Source organism: Actinomycetospora aurantiaca (assembly GCF_037401875.1).
Lineage (GTDB): Bacteria > Actinomycetota > Actinomycetes > Mycobacteriales > Pseudonocardiaceae > Actinomycetospora > Actinomycetospora aurantiaca.
On sequence record NZ_JBBEGN010000008.1, the window covers coordinates 156,257 to 175,262 of the forward strand.

Genomic DNA, 19,006 nt, shown 5'->3' on the forward strand with positions numbered 1-19,006 from the left:
GGGGTGGAGGGGTCTACCGTGGACGGCGATGCTGAACGCGCTGCTCCTTCCCAGCCGCGGCGGGGTCTGACCGAGACCGGCCCCTCGCCGCGGGTGATGTGCGCTCGCCGGTCGGCCCGGACGTCGTCCCCCGGGAACCCTGCACCGCCGCACGGAGACCGAGAATGAGCATCACCCCCGACATGCCGGCCGCCGGCATCCGCGACACCGTCGTCCACCCCGACGGCGAGATCCCCGCGGACCAGCCGTTCTGGAACCCCCAGCGGCCCAGCCGGATGCCGGTCCACCGGTACAAGCCGTTCGCCGAGATGGTCGAACGCGTGTCAGTACCGGACCGCACGTGGCCGGACGCCGTCATCACGAAGGCCCCGCTCTGGGGCGCGGTGGACCTGCGCGACGGCAACCAGGCCCTGATCGACCCGATGTCGCCCGCGCGCAAGCGCCGGATGTTCGACCTGCTCGTGCGCATGGGCTACAAGGAGATCGAGGTCGGGTTCCCGGCCGCGTCGCAGACCGACTTCGACTTCGTCCGGGAGATCATCACCCAGGACGCGGTCCCGGCCGACGTCCGCATCCAGGTGCTGACCCAGGCCCGGCCGGAGCTGATCACTCGCACGTTCGAGTCCCTCGAGGGCGCCCACTCGGCCGTGGTGCACCTGTACAACTCGACGTCGATCCTGCAGCGCCGCGTCGTCTTCCGCTCCGACCGCGACGGCATCACCAGGATCGCCACCGACGGCGCGAAGCTCGTGCGCGCGGAGGCGGAGAAGCGGCCCGGCACCGACTGGCGCTTCCAGTACTCGCCGGAGTCCTACACCGGCACGGAGCTCTCCTACGCCAAGGAGATCGTGGACGCGGTCGGCGACGTCTGGGAGCCCACGCCCGAGAAGCCGATGATCGTCAACCTGCCGGCCACGGTGGAGATGGCGACCCCGAACGTCTACGCGGACTCCATCGAGTGGATGCACCGCAACCTGGCCCGCCGCGACTCGATCATCCTGTCGCTGCACCCCCACAACGACCGCGGCACCGGCGTCGCCGCGGCCGAGCTGGGCGTGCAGGCCGGCGCGGACCGCGTCGAGGGCTGCCTGTTCGGCAACGGCGAGCGCACCGGCAACGTCTGCCTGGTGACCCTCGGCATGAACCTGTTCAGCCAGGGCGTCGACCCGCAGATCGACTTCTCCGACATCGACGAGGTGCGCCGCACCGTCGAGTTCTGCAACCAGCTGCCGGTCGGCGAGCGCCACCCGTGGGGCGGTGACCTGGTGTTCACCGCGTTCTCCGGGTCGCACCAGGACGCGATCAACAAGGGCCTCGAGGCGATGCGCGCCGAGGCGTCGACCGCGGGCCACGCCGTCGAGGACCACCCGTGGGAGGTCCCCTACCTGCCCATCGACCCGAAGGACGTCGGCCGCACCTACGAGGCCGTCATCCGCGTCAACTCGCAGTCGGGCAAGGGCGGCGTCGCCTACCTGATGAAGACCGAGCACCAGATGGAGCTGCCGCGCCGCCTGCAGATCGAGTTCTCCCGACGCGTCCAGGAGGTCACCGACTCCGAGGGCGGCGAGGTCTCGGCCAAGGAGATGTACGACATCTTCGCCGAGGAGTACCTGATGCGGCGCTCGCCGCTGGAGCTCGTCCGCTCCCGGGTCTCCACCCATGACGACGGCAAGGCCGAGCTCGAGGCGACGCTCAAGGTCGAGGGCGAGCTCCACGAGGTGACGGGCGTCGGCAACGGCCCGATCGCCGCCTTCGTCGACGCGCTCGCCTCGGTCGGCTACGACGTCCGCGTGCTCGACTACGCCGAGCACGCCATGTCCGCCGGCGACGACGCCCGGGCGGCCGCCTACGTGGAGGCCGCGGTCGGCGACGGCCAGGGGGCCGACGTCGAGGTGTGGGGCATCGGGATCGACGGCTCGATCCTCACCGCGTCGCTCAAGGCCGTGGTGTCGGCGGTGAACCGGGCACTCAGGTGACTTCGTCTCGTGAGCACTTCCGGTCGCTATCGCGACCGGAAGTGCTCACGAGGCCGTCGGCCGCCTCCCGGCGAGCGCACGGCCCAGGGTCAGCTCGTCGGCGAACTCCAGGTCTCCGCCCATGGGCAGGCCGGAGGCCAGCTTCGTCACCGTGAGGCCCGGGAAGTCGCGCAGGAGCCGGACGAGGTAGGTCGCGGTGGCCTCGCCCTCGGTGTTGGGGTCCATCGCGAGGATGACCTCGGCGATCTCCGGCTCGGTCTCCCCGCCCTCGGAGAGCTGCTGCCCGCCGATCCGGCGCAGCAGCTCGCGCACGCGGAGTTGGTCCGGTCCGACGCCACCCATCGGGTCGAGTGCCCCGCCGAGCACGTGGTAGCGCCCCCGGAACTCCCGGGTGCGCTCCACGGCCATGACGTCCTTGGGCTCCTCGACGACGCACACCAGCGTCGCGTCGCGCCGGGCGTCCGCGCAGATGCGGCACCGCGGCTTCTCGGCGACGTTGCCGCAGACCTCGCAGAACACGACGCCGGCCTTGACCTTGGCCAGCGCCTCCTGCAGGCGAGTGATGTCGGCCTCCTCGGCGCCGAGGAGGTGGAACGCCAGGCGCTGGGCGCTCTTCGGCCCGATCCCGGGGAGCCGGCCGAGCTCGTCGATCAGGTCCTGGACCGGGCCTTCGAACAAGGTCCCTACATCCCCAACTGCGGCCCGCCGCCGCCCATGTCGAGGCCGCCCGCGAGCGGCCCCATCTTCTCGGCCTGCAGCTGCCCCGCGGCGTCCGCGGCGTCGGCGAGCGCGCCCAGCACGAGGTCCTGCAGGGTCTCGACGTCGCTCGGGTCGACGACCTTGGGGTCGATCGTGATGCCGCGGATCTCCCCCGCGGCGGTCTGGGTGACCGTGACGAGACCGTTGCCGGCCTGGCCGGTCACCTCGGTCTCCGCCAGCTCGGCCTGGGCGTTCATGAGCTGCTCCTGCATGGCCTGCGCCTGCTCGAGGAGGGCACCCATGTCGGGCATGTCCGGCTGTCCTGGCTGCACACCCCCAGGGTAGGGCCAAAGCGGTTCCCGACGACGGGCGCGGGCGTCGGATGCCAGGGTGGGGCCGTGAGCGACACCGCCGACCTCGTGAACCGCCTGCTCTCCGCCCGCACGTGGCGCGCCTTCGACGTCGCGCCGGACGGCCGGGTCCTGGCGGGCGACGACACCTCGGGCACCGTGCAACTGGTCGAGCTCAGCCCTGACGGCGACCGGCGGCCGCTCACCGCACTCCCCGGCGCGTGCTCCGGGCGCTACCTCAAGGGCGTCGAGCCGCGCACGATCGTCGTCTCGCACGACACCGACGGCGACGAGCGCGCCCAGCTCTCCCTGCTGCGTCCCGACGAGGTCGCCGCGCCGCTGGGGACCGACGACCTCACGCCGCTCGTCCGCGACCCGAAGTTCATCCACTCGCTCGCCGAGGTCCTCGACGACGGCCGGGTCGTCTACGCGACGAACCGCCGCAACGGCGTCGACTTCGACCTGGTGCTGCGGCAGGTGGCCACCGGCGAGGAGACCGTGCTCTACGACGGCGGGGGCATGGTCGGCGGGGCGGCGGTCGCGCCGGACGGCTCCGGGGCGCTCATGACGCGGCCGGGCACGCCCGCGCTGAGCTCCCAGGTCCTGCTGCTCTCGGGCAGCGGGACCAGCGAGGTCACCTCCGCCGACGAGCCGGCGATCTTCGGTGGGCTCCAGTGGCTCCCGGACTCCTCGGCGGCGCTGTGCACCACGAACACCGGACGCGACCGGACGGGCATCGCCCGCCTGGACCCGACGTCGGGAACGGTCTCCTACCTCGTCACCGACGACGCGCACGACGTCTCCGGCCGCCTCTCCCCGGACGGGCGTCTGCTGCTGGTGGTCACCGACGACGACGGCGCCTCCCGGATGGCGATCCACGACGCCGAGAGCGGGGCGCACCTGCGGGACGTCGTCACGCCTGGCGTCGGGGTCGGCGACTTCCTGACGCTCCCGCGCTGGTCCTCGGACTCCCAGGGCCTGGCGCTGACGTGGACCTCCCCGACGGTGGCGGCCGACGTCGTGCTGGTCGACGCCGCGACCGGGCGGACCGGGACCGTCGCGTCGTGGGTCGAGGACCTGGACGGCCTGGACCTGGTGGCCCCGACCAGCGTGGGCGTCCCGACCCCAGACGGCGAGACCGTCCCGTGCTTCGTCTACTCCCCCGCGCAGCCGACCGGGTCGAGCGTGCTGATCATCCACGGCGGACCGGAGGGTCAGTCGGTCCGCTCGTTCTCGCCGATCACCCAGGCCCTCGTCGCGCAGGGCCACACGGTGCTGGTGCCGAACGTGCGCGGGTCGGTCGGGTACGGGAAGCGCTGGTACTCGCTGGACGACGTCGAGAAGCGGCTGGACTCCGTGGCCGACCTCGCCGCGCTCCACGCGTTCCTGCCGCAGCTCGGCCTGGACCCGGGCCGTGCGGCGTTGTGGGGCGGCTCGTACGGCGGCTACATGGTGCTCGCGGGGGTCGCGTTCCAGCCCGAGCTGTGGGCGGCGGGCGTGGACATCGTCGGGATCTCGTCGCTGGTGACGTTCCTCGAGAACACCTCGCCCTATCGCCGGGCGCACCGCGAGCGGGAGTACGGGTCGCTGGAGCGCGACCGGGAGTTCCTCGAGTCGGCCTCCCCGCTGAACCGGATCACCGACGTCCGGGCGCCGCTGTTCGTCATCCACGGCGCCAACGATCCGCGTGTGCCGCTGTCCGAGGCCGAGCAGGTGGCCGCGGCGGTGCGGTCGGGCGGGGTCGAGGTGGAGCTGGTGGTCTACGACGACGAGGGCCACGGCCTGGCCAAGCGCGCCAACCGGCTGGACGCCTACCCGCGGGCGATCGACTTCCTGGGCCGCGTCCTGGGCTGAGGGACACCCGCGAGTGCGACGTGGCGCAGGTTCCGGGGCCGCCCTACCTGCGTGACGTAGCACTCGCCGAGCAGGCGCGGCAGCGGGTCAGCGACCGTCGACCCGCCGGGCGCCGAGCTGTTGGGTGAGGAGCTCCATCGCCTCGTCGTCGGGGTCGCGAGCGGCCACCCGCTCGCCGCCGCCGGGGTCGGCGTGCGCCTCGGCGTACATGTCCTCCTCGCTGACGTCGTCGTCCTCCGGAGGCTCCGGCGGGGGCGGGATGTCGGCGGGCGGGGCGGTGGCCCGGGGGCGCTCGGGGGCCGCGGCCCCCTCGGGCGGGTTGCCGCCGTTGGCGCGGGCGCTCGGACGCTGGAACTGCGGCCGGCCGGCCGGGGCGCCCTCGGCGCGCTGGGGCTCGGGACGGGCCGGAGGCGCGGACTGCTGCGGCGGGCGCTGCGGAGCCGGGGCGGGCGCGCCCCGGGTCGGCGCCGGGCGCGCACCATCGGCCGGGGCACCGCCACCGGCCTGCTGTCCCGCGGCGTCCGTGGCCCGCACCGCCCACTCGCCGGAGAGCACCCGGGAGAGAGCCGCGGTGACGTGGCTCGCGCGGTTGGGCTGCGAGAGCTGCCGGGCGAGGGGCGCCGTCGGCATGGCGAGCACGACCGTGGTGCCCTCCACCGCGGCGACCGTGGCGTTCTGCAGCAGCGCGTGCGTGGGCTTGTTCGCCTCGCGCACGGCCGACATCACCTCCGGCCACACCCGCCGCAGGCCGGCCGCGTCCATGGCCCCGGGCGCCGACTGCTGGGCTGCGGGAGCCGCCGGAGCTGCGGGCTCGGGCGGCGACCCGGCGGGTGGGCCCTGCGCCGCCGGCGCCTGGCGCGGCGTCTGGTCCCGGGCCGGCTGCTCGCGGGGAGCCTCGCGGCGCGGGGCCTCGCCGGACCCCTGACGCGGGGCCTCCACGGTGGCGGTCGGGCGGCCGGTCGGCGGTTGGACCGTGGCGTCCTGGTCGTCGGCCCGCGGCGTCGACGGCGTCGACGGCGGCGCCTGCTCCGGGACGGCGGGCTCCGGCGGGCGCTGCGAGGGCCGCTGGAAGCGGGCCTCCCCCACCGGCTCCGCCCCGTCGTCGGGAACGACGAGGGGACCACCCGCGCTCGCGGTGGCCCCGGCCTGCAGGCGCCGTTCGACGCCCTCGAGCCGCTGGACGAGCGCGGCGTCCGACGCGGACGCGGCCGGAAGCAGCATCCGGGCGCATACGAGCTCGAGCAGCAGGCGCGGGGCCGTGGCCCCCCGCATCTCGGTGAGGGCGGTGTGCACGAGCTCGGCGTGCCGGGCCAGCGCGGCCGGGCCGAGGCGCTGCGCCTGGTCGACCATGCGCTCGAGCTCGTCGGCCGGGACGTCGACCAGACCCTTGTCCGCGGCGTCGGGCACGGCGTGCACGAGGATGAGATCGCGCAGACGCTGGAGCAGGTCGGAGGCGAAGCGGCGGGGGTCGTGCCCGGCCTCGACGAGCCGGTCGACCGCGCCGAACACCGCCGCGCCGTCCTGCGCGCCGAGGGCGTCGACGACGTCGTCGAGGATCGCGACGTCGGTGACGCCCAGCAGCCCGACCGCCCGCGCGTAGGTGACGCCCTGGTCGTCCGCGCCGGCCAGGAGCTGGTCGAGCACCGAGAGCGAGTCGCGCGCGGACCCGCCGCCGGCGCGGATCACCAATGGGTAGACGGCCGGCTCGACCCGGACGCCCTCCTCGTCGCAGATCCGCTCGAGCAGCCCGCGCAGGGTGCTGGGAGGGAGCAGGCGGAACGGGTAGTGGTGCGTCCGCGACCGGATGGTCGGCAGGACCTTGTCCGGCTCCGTCGTCGCGAAGACGAAGATCAGGTGGTCCGGCGGCTCCTCGACCACCTTGAGCAGCGCGTTGAACGCCGCGGTGGTGACCATGTGCGCCTCGTCGATGATGAAGACGCGGTAGCGCGAGCTGACCGGCGCGAAGTGCGCGCGGTCGCGCAGCTCGCGCGCGTCGTCGACGCCGTTGTGGCTGGCCGCGTCCATCTCGGTGACGTCGAGCGACCCGGGGCCGTTCGGCGCGAGCGCGACGCACGACTCGCAGACGCCGCACGGATCGGGGGTGGGGCCCTGCTCGCAGTTCAGCGAGCGCGCCATGATCCGGGCCGACGACGTCTTGCCGCAGCCCCGCGGGCCGGAGAACAGGTAGGCGTGGTTGATCCGGCCGGCGCTCAGCGCCGTACGCAGCGGATCGGTGACGTGCTCCTGCCCGACGACCTCGGCGAACGTGCCGGGCCGGTATCGACGGTAGAGCGCGAGTGCCACGCCGCGAGGCTACGCGGGGACCCCGACAGCCTGGGGCCGGGGAAGAAAGGGGACCCCGCGCACCCGCCAGAGCCCGCTTACCCTTGCTGCCTTCCGGCCCTGGGGGAGTTCACAGGATGGACGCCGCGCGGGGTCCGGAGCCGACTGTACCGGTCCGCGACGGCGTCGCCGACGGGGTGGGGGTCGGGGCGTCGTCGCAGGGAGGAGCCCCTGTACCCTCGTCGACGGAGGATTGGCCGAGCGGCCTAAGGCGCACGATTGGAAATCGTGTTGGGCTAACACCCTCACGGGTTCGAATCCCGTATCCTCCGCCAGCTCCACGAGACGCCGGGTCCCCACTGCGGGGCCCGGCGTCCGTCGTTCCGGCCCCAGGACGCGGACGTGCGAGTGGCGCCGTCCTGACGCCTAACGTCAGCAACGGACCATCGCTGACACGACCCGGCGTCAGGAACGCAGACCCCGGACCAGCAGCGTGGCGAGCTGCTCGTAGGCCTCCGCGTCGTCGAGGCCGGTCGTCGCCGCGATGCGCCGCTGCTGGATGGCTTCCATCGTCGAGGCGACGACCTCCGCGGCGAACGCGACGTGGACGTCGCCGAACACCCCGGACGCGATGCCCTCGTCGATGATCTCGCGCACCCGGCGGGCGGCCGCCCGCGTGTTCCGCTGGTAGATCGCGGCGGCCGGCGCGAAGGACGCCAGGTCCTCGAAGAACGCCGCCGACGCCGGGGCGAGCTCGGCCGCGACCGCCCGCAGGTAGGCCGCGAGCCGGTCGGCGGGGTCGGTGCGGGTCGCGACGGCGGCCTCGACATGGGCCGTCGCGGTCCGGAAGAACCGGACCACGGCCGCCGTCACCAACTGCTCCTTCGAGTCGGCCAACCCGTAGAGCGTGCGCTTCGAGCAGCGCAGCCGGGCGGCGACGTCGTCGAGGGTGAACTGCGCGAACCCCTCGGCGAGGAGCAGCTCCACGAGGGCGTCCGACAGCTCGTCGCGCCGTGCAGCGCCGCGCCGGACCGGAGATGCCACCTGGCGATCCTATCGGCACACCGCTACTGTCAACGGTACTCACGTTCCGATAGGAGTACCGATGGCCGTCGACCGCCTGCTGCCCACCGACGAGGCGCGGGCCCTGATCGAGCTGACCCGCGAGGTCGCCGACAAGGAACTGGCCACCCGGGTCGACGACCACGAGCGCGGCGACGGGATGTATCCCGAGGGCCTGTTCCGCACCCTCGGCGAGACCGGGCTGCTCGGCCTGCCCTATCCCGAGGAGTACGGCGGCGGGGCGCAGCCCTACGAGGTCTACCTGCAGGTCCTCGAGGAGCTCGCCGCCCGCTGGGCCACGGTCGCGGTGACGACGAGCGTCCACGGGCTCGCCTGCTTCCCGGTCGCCACGTTCGGCACCGAGGCCCAGAAGCAGGAGTGGCTGCCGCGGATGCTCACCGGCGAACTCGTCGGCGGCTACAGCCTCTCCGAGCCGCAGGCCGGGTCGGACGCCGCCGCGCTGCGCTGTCGGGCCGTGCGTGACGGCGACGCCTACCGCATCACCGGCGAGAAGGCCTGGATCACCCATGGCGGGAAGGCGGACTTCTACGCGCTGTTCGCCCGGACCGGCGAGGGCAGCCGTGGTGTGAGCTGCTTCCTCGCGCCTGGGGAGACCGACGGCCTCACCTTCGGGCGGCCCGAGGAGAAGATGGGCCTGCACGCGGTCCCGACCACGAGCGCCACCTGGGACGACGGGCACATCCCGGCGGACCGGCGCATCGGCGAGGAGGGCCAGGGCCTGTCGATCGCGTTCGCCGCGCTCGACTCCGGCCGCCTCGGCATCGCCGCCTGCGCCACCGGGCTCGCGCAGGCCGCCCTGGACGCCGCCGTCGACTACGCGAACGAGCGGCAGACCTTCGGGAAGAAGATCGTGGACCACCAGGGTCTCGGCTTCGTGCTGGCCGACATGGCCGCGGCGGTCGACTCGGCGCGCGCCACCTACCTCGACGCCGCCCGCCGCAAGGACGCCGGCGTGCCCTACTCGCGTCAGGCCTCCGTCGCGAAGCTCGTCGCGACGGACGCCGCGATGAAGGTGACGACCGACGCCGTGCAGGTGTTCGGCGGCGCCGGCTACACCCGCGACTTCCCGGTCGAGCGGTACATGCGCGAGGCCAAGATCATGCAGATCTTCGAGGGGACCAACCAGATCCAGCGCCTGGTGATCTCGAGGCACTTCGCCCGCTGAATCGGCCGTGCCGGACACTGTCGGGTGATGCGCGGATTCCTCATCACCCTGGCGGTGCTCGCCGTGCTGCTCGTGGGCGTCGACACCGGCGCGCGCTTCGTGGCGCAGGACCGGGTCGCCTCCCAGCTGCAGACGCAGCTCGACCTCGACGAACAGCCCAGCGTCGACATCAACGGCTTCCCGTTCCTGACGCAGGCCGCGGCCGGCGAGTACCCCTCGGTCACCCTGACCGCCGAGCACATCCCGTACCGGCAGCTGCGCGACATCACGCTGGTGGCCGACCTCGGCGACGTGTCCCTGCCGCCGCAGTCGCTGATCGACGGCTCCGTCCGCTCGATCCCGGCGAGGACCGTGACCGCCAGCGCGCAGGTCGACCCGGCGGACCTCGCGCGGATCCTCAGGGTCTCTGACGTGACCGTCGAGCCGGTCACCGCCGCGACGCTTGAGGCGCGCGGGTCGGAGGTCGCGGAGGTGGACCCGTCGCAGGCCGTCGAGCTGACCTCGACGACGACCGTGCTCGGTCAGCAGGTCCGGGCGTCGGTCATCGCGACGTTCCGGCTCGCGGGGGGGCAGATCGTGCTCTCCGCGCGGGACATCGCCGTGGACTCCGGGGACGCCCCGTCGTCGGTGTCGAACGCGGTCTCGGGGGCGCTGCGGTCGCGGCTCGGGAGCTTCTCCGCCCGTCTGGACCCGGGTCAGCTCCCGTTCTCGATCACCGCGACGGACCTCCGCGCCGAGGACGGCAAGCTCGTCGTCTCCGGGACCGCCGAGGACGTCGACCTCCTCGGTGGCTCGCTGTAGTGGACCTCGTGACAGGCTGACGTCCGTGCAGACCATCCGCTGGGGCATCGCCGGTCCGGGCCGCATCGCCGCGAACGTCGCGCGGGACCTCGTGGCGGTGGAGGGCACGGAGCTGGCCGCCGTCGGGTCGCGCTCGGAGGAACGTGCGCAGGCCTTCGCGGCCGAGCACGGGGCGGCGCGGGCGCACGGCACCTACCGCGGTCTGGTCGACGACCCCGCCCTCGACGCGATCTACATCGCGACCCCGCACCCGCAGCACGCCGACCTCGCGGTCGCCGCCCTCGAGGCCGGCAAGGCGGTGCTGGTGGAGAAGACGTTCACGGCGACGCTGGCCGGGGCGTGGCGGGTGGTCGACACCGCGCGGCGGCACGGGGTGTTCGCGATGGAGGCGATGTGGACGCGCTTCCAACCCGCCGTCGTGCGCGCCCGCGAGATCTACGAGGCCGGGGAGATCGGCGAGGTCCGCTCCGTGCAGGCCGACCTGGGGACCGTCCGCGACGTCGACCCCGCCGACCGCCTGTTCAACGCGGAGCTGGGCGGCGGCGCGCTGCTCGACCTCGCGGTCTACCCGGTGTCGTTCGCGCAGATGGTGCTCGGGAGCCACCCGATGACGGTGCACGCGGTCGGGCGGATGGAGTCCACCGGCGTCGACGCGGAGAACGCCCTGCTCATGGCCTGGGAGGACGGCCGCTTCGCCACCGCCCAGACCTCGTTCCACAGCCCGTCGCCGGGGCAGGCGCGCATCTTCGGCTCCACCGGCTGGATCGACGTGCTCCCCCGCTTCCACCACCCGACGACGATCGTGGTGCACCGCTCGGCCGACGACCCCGGCGAGCGCCTCGAGCTCCCGGCGACCAGCGCCGGCTACTCCCACGAGATCGTCGAGGTCAACGAGTGCCTGCGCGCGGGCCGGACCGAGTCCGCCGTCATGCCGCTCGACGACACCCTCGCCGTGCAGGGCGTGCTCGCCGAGGCCGGCGACCAGCTGGGGCTGACGTTCTCCGAGGTCCCCGTCAGCCTCTGACCGGCGGCAGCCACATCCGGCCCTCCAGCAGGGACGTCGGGTCGGTCAGCGCCGGGAGGGACGCCAGCTCGGCGGCGTGCTCCGCCATGCCGAGGGCGGCGAACGCCGCGTCGAACGCGTCCTCGGTCGCGGTGACGGCGGCCCGCAACGCGCCCGGGATGCGGGGGTCGACCGCGACGTGCGCCGCACGGGCGTCGGCCGACGACTTCACGACGGGGCCGGTCATCGCCCGCGGGTAGACCTCGGCGACGAGCACGCCCCGCGGTCCCGGTGCCGGGTCGAGCGGCCATACCCCGATGCCCTCCCGGCGCCACCGCCCGAGCAGCGCCATCCCGCGCACGGAGCCGGTGCCGACCGCGCCGGCGCCGCCGATCTGGAACGTCGAGAGCGGGTTCAGACCCCACGCGCGGGCGTCGAGTTCGGTCTCGCGGTGAACCGGGAGGTCGGTGGGCCTGCGGGTGCCCGCCCGGCCCCAGAACGGCGGCTCGCACGCCCGCAGCCACGACTCGCCCTCGTCCCGCGCGAGGTCCCACAGCTGCGGCAGCGTGCGCACCCCGTGCCGCGTCGCGAACCACCCCGGCAGGCCGAAGGAGAAGTCCATCCCGACGACGGCGGGTGTGGCCCGGTCGCGCAGGCCCAGCAGCAGATCGCCCACCCCGTCCCGGTCGAGCCCGCCACGGACGTCGAGCAGCCGGCCGGGCGCCGCCTCGGCCACGCGGATGCGCTTCGCCGCCGCGCGCAGATCCCCGGACCAGTCGACGGCGAGGACACGCACGGGGACATCGTGCCCGGCGGCCCGAGTTCGGAAGTTCGTGAGCGTGTCGCATCAGGAGGTGCGCGTGTCGCTCCCGGACTGCTGATCGTGGACGCGAGCCGGGTCGTACGGGCGGTCGCGGTGTGCGACCGACGCATGCCCCGTGCAGCCCGTTCGGCGCAGCAGAGTGACCGCTGGGCCCTTGTACTCGACCACTCGTCCTCGCGCGAGCCGGACCACCCCTTCCGGCCGATGTTCGTCGCCTCACTGGTCCCACCCGCCACAGGGGCGCAGAGTCCGCGTCGACCGTTCGTCGTGCGCGAAGGTGCGCCGAACGGTCGATCGTCCTGCTCCACCAGCTCAGGAGGACCTCCGTGGCCAAGCACCGCGCCCCGACCCGCTCCGTCCGGCGGGCCGCCACCCCCGTCGCCGCCCTCGCCCTCACGGCGGCCGCCCTCACCGCCGCGGCCCCGGTGGCCTCGGCGCAGCCGCGCGACGACGGACAGTCGGGCGACGGGAACATCGGGCTGCTCAACGACCTCACGCTGCTGCCCGTGAATGCCTGCGGGCTGCAGCTCCCGATCCTCGGCAGCATCCTCGACGCCCCAGACGCGGACTGCTCGAACACCGACGACTGACGCACCCGGCCCGAGGTGTCCCCCGGTGTCGGGAGGCGGGGGACCTCTCAGCCGACGAGCAGTCGCCCCGCCGGCGGCTCCTCGTCGGCCCGGGTGGCCGGGACGCGGAGCCGCACGGTGGTGCCGCTGCCGGCCCGGCTGTCGACGTGGAGGTCGGAGCCGCCCTCGAACGCCGCCCGCAGCCGTCGGGTGACCTCCGCGATGCCCCCGTGGCGGGCGTCGACCTGCGAGGCCGCGCGCGACGCCTCCGGGCCCATGCCGGCGCCGTCGTCGGAGACGGTGATGACGCAGTCGGGCCCGGCGCCGGCGGCCGTGACCCGCACCGTCCCGCCGTCGAGCACCGGCTCGATGCCGTGCCGCACCGCGTTCTCCACCAGCGGCGCGACGACGAACGGCGGGAGCACCACGTTCTCCACCTCGGGCGCCACCGTGATCTCGACGGTCAGCCGCGAGCCGAAGCGGGCCTGCTCGAGGGTGAGGTAGCGCCGGGTGTTGCGCAGCTCCTCGGCGACGGTGGTGGTCGTGTCGGATGAGCGGAACGAGTAGCGCGTGAAGTCGGCGAACTCGGTGAGCAGCTCGCGCGCCCGGCCCGGGTCGACCCGGACGAACGCGGCGATGGCCGTCAGCGCGTTGTGCACGAAGTGCGCGGAGAACCGCGAGCGCAGCGCCGCCTCGACCTCGGCGTCGGGCAGCAGGATCTCCGCCCCGGCGGGCACGAGGACGCCCGGCGGCTGCGGCACGGCCGTCTCCGTCTGCTCCCCCCGGTGCACGGCGTCGGGGTGCCCCGATCCGGCGGTGCGTGGACCGTCCACGGTCTCGAGGTCGTCGAGCGCGAGGTCCGTGGCGACGACCGGTGCGGCGATGAGCGGCGCCTGGACCGTGGCCGGGTGCGTGCCGGCCCGCAGGCCCCGCCACACGGGCCGGCCGAGCAGGCCGGTGGGCGTCCACCGACGGTGCTCCACGCGCCCGACGAGCCGCGGGGCCAGCCAGGTGGCGGCGCCCTCGACGTCGGCGGGCAGGTCGCCGTCGAACGGGCTCACCAGGCGCTCCAGCCCGACGGTCGCGTCGAGGACCTCGCGGCGGGCGGCGGCGGTGACCCCGGTGGCGACCCGGCCGACGTAGCGCAGCACCCCCTCGCTCGGCACCCCCAGCAACAGGGACCCGACCCCCTCGTCCGCGCCGCGCGGCGGCAGCCAACCCCCGACCACGACGTCCTGCGAGCGGGTGATCTCGGCGGTGATCCAGCTCCGGGAGCGCCGCCCGCTCTGGTAGGTCGACTCCAGCCGCTTGGCCACCACGCCCTCCAGGCCGTAGTGCCGGGCGGTGGCCACGACCTCGTCGGCGGCGACGCCGGTGAACGACGGCGGGACCACGAGGTTCCCGCCGGCCAGGTCGATCTCGGCGAGCAGCTCGCGGCGCTGCCGGTAGGGCATGCGGGCGGTGGAGCGCCCGTCGACCTCCAGCACGTCGAAGACGTAGTACGACACCGGCGTGCCGCTCACCAGCGCCCGCGACGGCCGGGCCACGCGGCGTCGCCGACGCAGCCGCGACATGCTCGGCCGGCCCACCGGGTCCTTCGCGACGACGACGCCGTCGAGCACCAGCCCGTGCGCGGCGGGCACGCCCAGCTCGGGGAACCCGGCGGTCACGTCGTGCCCGTCGGCGTCGACCAGCCGGAGCTCGCCGTCCTGCGCGTAGGCGAAGCAGCGCAGGCCGGACCAGACGAACTCGAAGGCCCACCCGGCGCCGCGGGGGAGCTCGCCCGCGGAGGCCAGCATCGGCCGGGCACTGCCGCGCGGCCCGGGGACGCGGGGCAGCACGTCGGAGGCAGGCGCGCTCGCGGGTGAGGACGACATGGCGCGCCTCCCGTCTCCCGTCGCGCCGGCCCGGCTCCGGCGTCCGCCGCCGGCTCCCCGCTCCGCTGCGTGGGCCGACGCCGACCACGGTAGCCAGACCCCCCGACGGTCACGGCCCGTCCGACGCGCGCGCCGCGGCGCGCTGCGGCCGGACAGCGACACGACGCGACGAACGGCCGAGTCGCCATCGTCGCGCGCGCGGCCGGGTGGCGCACGCCGGACGCGGGCCGCCGGACGACGGGTCTCGCCCGGTCGGCCCGCCGGCGCTACACGAGCGGCCCGCTCGCCACCACGGTGGACGGCCGCTCCGGCACGGGCCCGCTCGGCTCGGCCGACACCGCGTAGGCCCCCTGCCCGGGCCGGGTGCCGGTCGGGGCAGGAGTCCCGGTCGGGGTGTAGGTCCCCACGGGGTCGAAGGTGCCGACCGCGGTGGCCGACCCCCCGGCGACCCGCCAGAGCACGAAGGTGCGCCCGGGCCCGAGCTCGGGCAGGTCGACCGGCACGACCCGCGCCCCGCCCGCGTCGTCGAGCACCACCGCCATCACCACGCCGCCGGGCTGGATCAGGGAGGCGTGCCGCACGTCGGGGTCGCGCTGCTCGGCGGAGGTGATGACCTGCTCCGCCCGCGCCGCGGCCACCGAGCGGTCGTCGGCGGGCGGTCCGGTGACGAGGCCGCGCGCGGAGAACACGATCACCCCGGCCACGACCGCGACCAGCGCGAGCAGGGCGAGGCGACGGCCGCCGACGGGGCGGGGCGCCGTCGGGGCGTCGTCGGTGCCGACGTCGGCGCGGTCGTCGACGCGGACGTCGGGCGGGGGCTCGGGGGCCGCCGCGACAGGCGGCGGCGTCGGCGCGGGGTCGGCGGCCGCCGCGTCCAGGACCCGGCGGCGCAGCGCGGCGGGCGGGTCGGCGTCCGCCACGGCGTGGGCCAGGGCGGCCATCGTCGCGCGGGTCTCCGCGAGCACGGCCCGGCACGGGGCGCAGGTGCGCAGGTGCTCGGCGACCCGGTCCTCCTCGTCGGGCTCGAGCGCGTGCAGGGCGCGGCCGACGACGGCTCCCGCGAGCTCGTCGTCGTGCGGGGGCACGGGGGCGCTCACCAGGTGTCCCCGAGCAGGTCGAGGCCGGAGGTGCCGAGCACCGGGGCCAGCAGGACACGCAGCTTCGCCACGCCGGTGAACATGCGGGACTTGACGGTGCCGATCGGGACCCCGGTGATCGAGGCGACCTCCCGTTGGGTGTAGCCGCCGTAGTAGGCCAGGCCGAGGGCCTGGCGCTGCTCGGACGGCAGGTGGCGCAGCGCGGCGCGCACGTGCTCGGCGATGACGGAGCCGAGCGCGGCGCGGTCGGCGGAGGGCACTGCGCTGCCGGCGTCCGTGCCGGGCTCCTCGGTGGGCACGTGGTGACGACGGCGGGTGGCCTCGCGGCGCACGGCGTCGACGGCCTTGTGGTGCACGAGGGTCAGCAGCCAGCTGATGACGGTGCCCCGGGTCCGGTCGAAGCGCTCCGGGTCGCGCCAGAGCACCAGGAACACCTCCTGGACGACGTCCTCGGCGAGCGTCTCGTCCGCGCAGACCCGGCGCGCGAGCGAGTAGGCGGCGCGGCCGTGGCGGGCGTAGAGGAGGTCGAGGGCCCCGGTGTCGCGGCTCGCGAGGCGGGCCACCAGGTCGGCGTCGGTCACGTCCGCGCCGGCCGGGGCGGCTCCGGCGGCGGGGCGTGCGAGCGCGGGCTCGAGCACGTCCGGCCCGGCGGCACGGGGCGGTGTCATGACGAGGTGAACTCCTTCGGTGGCGGTCGCCCGGGCTTTCGTCGCGACGCCCCGGGGCGGTTCGGCCGCACGGCGCACCGTCGGGGGACCGGACGCCCGCAGGAGATCCGACCGGTCGCCGGAGCGCCCGCACCGGCCGTCGGGACCCTGTCCTGACGGACGGGATCGATGCCGCCCGCGCGAGCGGCGCGGGTGTGCGCCCGCGCACCTACCCTCGGGGGAAACGCGACTGCGGAAGGTGCTCATGGCTGGTCAGTGGTTCGAGTCGGTGGCGGAGGCGCAGCGCCGCGCGAAGAAGCGGCTGCCGAAGTCGGTGTACGGCGCGCTCGTGGCGGGCAGCGAGGCGGGCTACACGCTCGACGACAACACCGGCGCCTTCCGCGAGCTCCAGTTCGCCCCGCACGTGGCGGACCTGCCGTTCGAGAAGTCCCTCGGGACGACGATCATGGGGCAGGAGATCTCGATGCCCGTCATGATCTCGCCGACCGGGGTGCAGGCGGTGAACCCGGAGGGCGAGGTCGCCGTGGCCCGCGCCGCCGCGTCGCGCGGGACGGCGATGGGGCTGTCGTCGTTCGCGAGCCGTTCGGTCGAGGACGTGTGCGCGGTCAACGACAAGACGTTCTTCCAGATGTACTGGGTGGGCGACAAGGAGACCCTCGCCGCCCGCGCCGAGCGCGCCAAGCGGGCCGGGGCGAAGGGCCTGATCGTCACCCTGGACTGGTCGTTCTCCCACGGCCGCGACTGGGGCAGCCCGTCGATCCCGGAGAAGATGGACCTCAAGACGATCCTGAAGTACATCCCCGAGGGCGTCACCCGCCCGCGCTGGGGCATCGAGTTCCTGCGCAGCGGCAAGATCCCGGACCTGACCGTGCCGAACATCCCGGTCGACGGTTCGACGCCCCCGACCTTCTTCGGTGCCTACGGCCAATGGATGTTCACGCCGTCGCCGAGCTGGGCCGACATCGCCTGGCTGCGCGAGCAGTGGGGCACCGACCTGCCGTTCTGCGTCAAGGGCATCACCCGGGTCGACGACGCCAAGCGCGCGGTCGACGCCGGCGCCACCGCGATCCAGGTCTCCAACCACGGCGGCAACAATCTGGACTCCACCCCGGCCCCGATCCGGCTGCTCCCCGGCATCGTCGAGGCGGTCGGCCGCGACGTCGAGGTCATCATGGACGGCGGCGTGCGGCGCGGCTCGGACGTGGTCAAGGCGCTCTGCCTGGGCGCCAAGGCCGTCGCGATCGGCCGGGCCTACCTGTGGGGGCTCGCCGCGGCCGGCGAGACCGGCGTCGGGAACGTGCTCGACATCCTGCAGAACGGCATCGGCTCGGGGCTGATGGGCCTGGGGAAGGCCTCGGTGCACGACCTCGCGCCCGAGGACCTGATGATCCCGGCGAACTTCACCCGCCAGGCCGGGGTGGCGTAGCACCCGGGCAGAGCCACGAGCGGGCCGTTCGTCACGGAAGACCGTGATGAACGGCCCGTTCGTCCGTTCCGGGCCGGATGTCCCGGACACACGAACGCCGGGTGCTCCGCGGAGGAGACCCGGCGTCATGGCGGTAGCGGTGGGATTCGAACCCACGGTGGGCAGAACCCACACACGCTTTCGAGGCGTGCTCCTTTGGCCGCTCGGACACGCTACCGGGAGCAACTTTACTAGGGCGCCCGACCGGGTTCCGCAGGCCCCCTGAACCACTCCCGCACCAACTCCGCGCAGGCGTCCTCGCGCACGCCGCCGACGACCTCCGGACGGTGCGTGAGGCGCCGGTCGCGCAGGACGTCCCACAGCGAGCCCGCCGCGCCGGTCTTCGGCTCCCAGGCCCCGAACACCACGCGCTCGACCCGGGCGAGCACCGCCGCGCCGGCGCACATCGTGCAGGGCTCCAGCGTCACGGCGAGCGTGCAGCCCTCGAGCCGCCAGCCGTCGCCGTGCACCCGGGCCGCGGCCCGCAGCGCGAGCACCTCCGCGTGGGCGGTCGGGTCGCCGAGCGCCTCCCGCGCGTTGGTCGCGACCGCCAGCTCGCGACCGGCCGCGTCCACGACGACCGCGCCCACCGGGACGTCGTCGGGAGGGGCCGTCCGAGCGACCTCGAGGGCGCGGTCGACCAGCGACTCAGGACGCAGGCGCGGTCTCCACGATCCGGGCCAGCTCGTCGGCGAAGCCGCAGCGCCGCGCGATCGCGGTCAGCTGCTCGTCCGGGTACAGGTCGATCTCGTCGACCAGCACGGCCAGCTCGTCGGCCGGGATGCCGAGGTCGGCGAGCATCCCGAGGTCGCCCTCGGGCCACGGGTCGTCGTCCACCTCGTCCTCGTCCGGGGCGTCGAGGCGGAGCAGGTCGAGCACGTCGGCGGCGACGTCGTAGTCCAGCGCCGCGACCGCGTCGGAGAGCAGGAGCGACACCCCGCCGGGCACGGGGCGCACGAGGACGAAGAACTCGTCGTCCACGTCGAGCAGCCCGATCACCGCTCCGGTGGAGCGCAGCGCCCGGAGGGCGGTGATGGCCGAGTCCAGGTCGGCGAGCGCGGTACGGTCCATCGAGACCGCACGCCACCGGCCCTCCTCCCGCGTCACCGCGACGGCCCAGCCGTCCAGGGGCGCGACGGTGCCCTGTCCACCGCCTCGGGGGGCGGCCTGTGCGCCCTGTCCTGCCATGGTCACCACGGTAGGTGCGCGCGAGCACGCCCGGCTAGGGCACGGCCACCACACGCACCGAATCGACACCTTCCGCGCGCCGGGCGGTCGCCCGCCGGAGGCCGG

Annotated in this window: 17 protein-coding genes, 2 tRNA genes and 1 other RNA gene; 8 read left to right on the forward strand and 12 right to left on the reverse strand. The window is 74.6% G+C overall.

Translation table 11 applies throughout. From position 1 onward, the window contains the following. The first annotated feature begins 182 nt into the window (after positions 1-182). Positions 183-1,976: a 2-isopropylmalate synthase gene (leuA, locus tag WCD74_RS17575; protein ID WP_337696263.1), complete on the forward strand. Its 1,794-nt coding sequence runs from the start codon at positions 183-185 to the stop codon at positions 1,974-1,976. Positions 1,977-2,021: 45 nt separating this feature from the next. On the opposite strand, the gene recR is transcribed toward leuA, so the two are convergent. Together recR and WCD74_RS17585 are read right to left on the reverse strand one after the other, a co-directional pair. Continuing rightward, complete coding sequence (gene recR / locus WCD74_RS17580) at positions 2,022-2,654, reverse strand: recombination mediator RecR (RefSeq protein WP_337696166.1); 633 nt, start codon at positions 2,652-2,654, stop codon at positions 2,022-2,024. A gap of 5 nt (positions 2,655-2,659) precedes the next feature. Next, on the reverse strand, positions 2,660-2,986 hold the full coding sequence (locus WCD74_RS17585) for a YbaB/EbfC family nucleoid-associated protein (protein WP_286052017.1): 327 nt from the start codon (positions 2,984-2,986) through the stop codon (positions 2,660-2,662). An 87-nt stretch (positions 2,987-3,073) separates the two neighbouring features. On the opposite strand from WCD74_RS17585, the gene WCD74_RS17590 reads away from it, so the two are divergent. Then, entirely contained in the window at positions 3,074-4,879 is a 1,806-nt protein-coding gene (locus WCD74_RS17590; RefSeq protein WP_337696167.1) for a S9 family peptidase, read from the forward strand. Positions 4,880-4,966: 87 nt separating this feature from the next. On the opposite strand, the gene WCD74_RS17595 is transcribed toward WCD74_RS17590, so the two are convergent. Together WCD74_RS17595 and ffs are read right to left on the reverse strand one after the other, a co-directional pair. Next, on the reverse strand, positions 4,967-7,183 hold the full coding sequence (locus WCD74_RS17595; RefSeq protein WP_337696168.1) for a DNA polymerase III subunit gamma and tau: 2,217 nt from the start codon (positions 7,181-7,183) through the stop codon (positions 4,967-4,969). A gap of 44 nt (positions 7,184-7,227) precedes the next feature. Further along, an RNA gene (gene ffs / locus WCD74_RS17600) (signal recognition particle sRNA small type) lies at positions 7,228-7,322 on the reverse strand. Between the two features lie 87 nt (positions 7,323-7,409). Between ffs and WCD74_RS17605 the strand changes: the two genes are divergently transcribed. After that, a tRNA-Ser gene (locus tag WCD74_RS17605) sits at positions 7,410-7,497 on the forward strand. A gap of 130 nt (positions 7,498-7,627) precedes the next feature. Here WCD74_RS17605 and WCD74_RS17610 read toward each other — a convergent pair. Next, the gene (locus WCD74_RS17610) at positions 7,628-8,206 is read right to left on the reverse strand and encodes a TetR/AcrR family transcriptional regulator (RefSeq protein ID WP_337696169.1); all 579 of its coding nucleotides are present in this window, start codon (positions 8,204-8,206) and stop codon (positions 7,628-7,630) included. A 61-nt stretch (positions 8,207-8,267) separates the two neighbouring features. On the opposite strand from WCD74_RS17610, the gene WCD74_RS17615 reads away from it, so the two are divergent. Genes WCD74_RS17615 through WCD74_RS17625 form a run of 3 tightly spaced genes read left to right on the forward strand, consistent with a single transcriptional unit; the run spans position 8,268 to position 11,235 of the window. After that, entirely contained in the window at positions 8,268-9,410 is a 1,143-nt protein-coding gene (locus WCD74_RS17615; RefSeq protein ID WP_337696170.1) for an acyl-CoA dehydrogenase family protein, read from the forward strand. A 27-nt stretch (positions 9,411-9,437) separates the two neighbouring features. Next, entirely contained in the window at positions 9,438-10,211 is a 774-nt protein-coding gene (locus WCD74_RS17620; RefSeq protein WP_337696171.1) for an LmeA family phospholipid-binding protein, read from the forward strand. A 25-nt stretch (positions 10,212-10,236) separates the two neighbouring features. After that, positions 10,237-11,235: a Gfo/Idh/MocA family protein gene (locus WCD74_RS17625; RefSeq protein ID WP_337696172.1), complete on the forward strand. Its 999-nt coding sequence runs from the start codon at positions 10,237-10,239 to the stop codon at positions 11,233-11,235. On the opposite strand, the gene WCD74_RS17630 is transcribed toward WCD74_RS17625, so the two are convergent. Beyond that, on the reverse strand, positions 11,225-12,010 hold the full coding sequence (locus tag WCD74_RS17630; protein ID WP_337696173.1) for a hypothetical protein: 786 nt from the start codon (positions 12,008-12,010) through the stop codon (positions 11,225-11,227). The two genes, WCD74_RS17625 and WCD74_RS17630, sit on opposite strands and share 11 nt — an antisense overlap. A gap of 353 nt (positions 12,011-12,363) precedes the next feature. Between WCD74_RS17630 and WCD74_RS17635 the strand changes: the two genes are divergently transcribed. Further along, complete coding sequence (locus WCD74_RS17635) at positions 12,364-12,627, forward strand: hypothetical protein (RefSeq protein WP_337696174.1); 264 nt, start codon at positions 12,364-12,366, stop codon at positions 12,625-12,627. Between the two features lie 47 nt (positions 12,628-12,674). Here WCD74_RS17635 and WCD74_RS17640 read toward each other — a convergent pair whose 3' ends face one another. The 3 genes from WCD74_RS17640 to WCD74_RS17650 all read right to left on the reverse strand — a co-directional run bounded on the left by WCD74_RS17640 (position 12,675) and on the right by WCD74_RS17650 (position 16,248). Beyond that, on the reverse strand, positions 12,675-14,483 hold the full coding sequence (locus tag WCD74_RS17640; protein ID WP_337696175.1) for an ATP-dependent DNA ligase: 1,809 nt from the start codon (positions 14,481-14,483) through the stop codon (positions 12,675-12,677). Positions 14,484-14,749: 266 nt separating this feature from the next. Beyond that, positions 14,750-15,580, reverse strand: coding sequence for an anti-sigma factor domain-containing protein (locus WCD74_RS17645; protein ID WP_337696176.1), 831 nt, complete (start codon positions 15,578-15,580; stop codon positions 14,750-14,752). Then, complete coding sequence (locus WCD74_RS17650; RefSeq protein WP_337696177.1) at positions 15,577-16,248, reverse strand: RNA polymerase sigma factor; 672 nt, start codon at positions 16,246-16,248, stop codon at positions 15,577-15,579. The genes WCD74_RS17645 and WCD74_RS17650 overlap by 4 nt, the downstream gene beginning before the upstream one ends. A 244-nt stretch (positions 16,249-16,492) precedes the next feature. On the opposite strand from WCD74_RS17650, the gene mftD reads away from it, so the two are divergent. Next, positions 16,493-17,674 (forward strand): pre-mycofactocin synthase MftD, encoded by a 1,182-nt coding sequence (mftD, locus tag WCD74_RS17655; RefSeq protein WP_337696178.1) that lies wholly within the window; start codon positions 16,493-16,495, stop codon positions 17,672-17,674. Positions 17,675-17,802: 128 nt separating this feature from the next. On the opposite strand, the gene WCD74_RS17660 is transcribed toward mftD, so the two are convergent. From WCD74_RS17660 to WCD74_RS17670, 3 genes are all read right to left on the reverse strand, one after another. Continuing rightward, positions 17,803-17,891, reverse strand: a tRNA-Ser gene (locus WCD74_RS17660). Between the two features lie 13 nt (positions 17,892-17,904). Continuing rightward, positions 17,905-18,372 (reverse strand): nucleoside deaminase, encoded by a 468-nt coding sequence (locus WCD74_RS17665; RefSeq protein WP_337696264.1) that lies wholly within the window; start codon positions 18,370-18,372, stop codon positions 17,905-17,907. Beyond that, positions 18,362-18,901, reverse strand: coding sequence for a tRNA adenosine deaminase-associated protein (locus WCD74_RS17670; RefSeq protein WP_337696179.1), 540 nt, complete (start codon positions 18,899-18,901; stop codon positions 18,362-18,364). Before WCD74_RS17670 ends, WCD74_RS17665 begins: the two co-directional genes overlap by 11 nt. Between the last annotated feature and the right edge of the window lie 105 nt (positions 18,902-19,006).

Excerpts from the sequence above, each read along its gene's own strand:
- leuA (WP_337696263.1), top strand. The coding sequence starts at position 183 with ATGCCGGCCGCCGGCATCCGCGACACCGTCGTCCACCCCGACGGCGAG.
- WCD74_RS17585 (WP_286052017.1), bottom strand. The coding sequence starts at position 2,986 with ATGCCCGACATGGGTGCCCTCCTCGAGCAGGCGCAGGCCATGCAGGAG.
- WCD74_RS17615 (WP_337696170.1), top strand. The coding sequence starts at position 8,268 with ATGGCCGTCGACCGCCTGCTGCCCACCGACGAGGCGCGGGCCCTGATC.
- WCD74_RS17620 (WP_337696171.1), top strand. The coding sequence starts at position 9,438 with ATGCGCGGATTCCTCATCACCCTGGCGGTGCTCGCCGTGCTGCTCGTG.
- WCD74_RS17640 (WP_337696175.1), bottom strand. The coding sequence starts at position 14,483 with ATGTCGTCCTCACCCGCGAGCGCGCCTGCCTCCGACGTGCTGCCCCGC.
- WCD74_RS17650 (WP_337696177.1), bottom strand. The coding sequence starts at position 16,248 with ATGACACCGCCCCGTGCCGCCGGGCCGGACGTGCTCGAGCCCGCGCTC.
- mftD (WP_337696178.1), top strand. The coding sequence starts at position 16,493 with ATGGCTGGTCAGTGGTTCGAGTCGGTGGCGGAGGCGCAGCGCCGCGCG.
- WCD74_RS17670 (WP_337696179.1), bottom strand. The coding sequence starts at position 18,901 with ATGGCAGGACAGGGCGCACAGGCCGCCCCCCGAGGCGGTGGACAGGGC.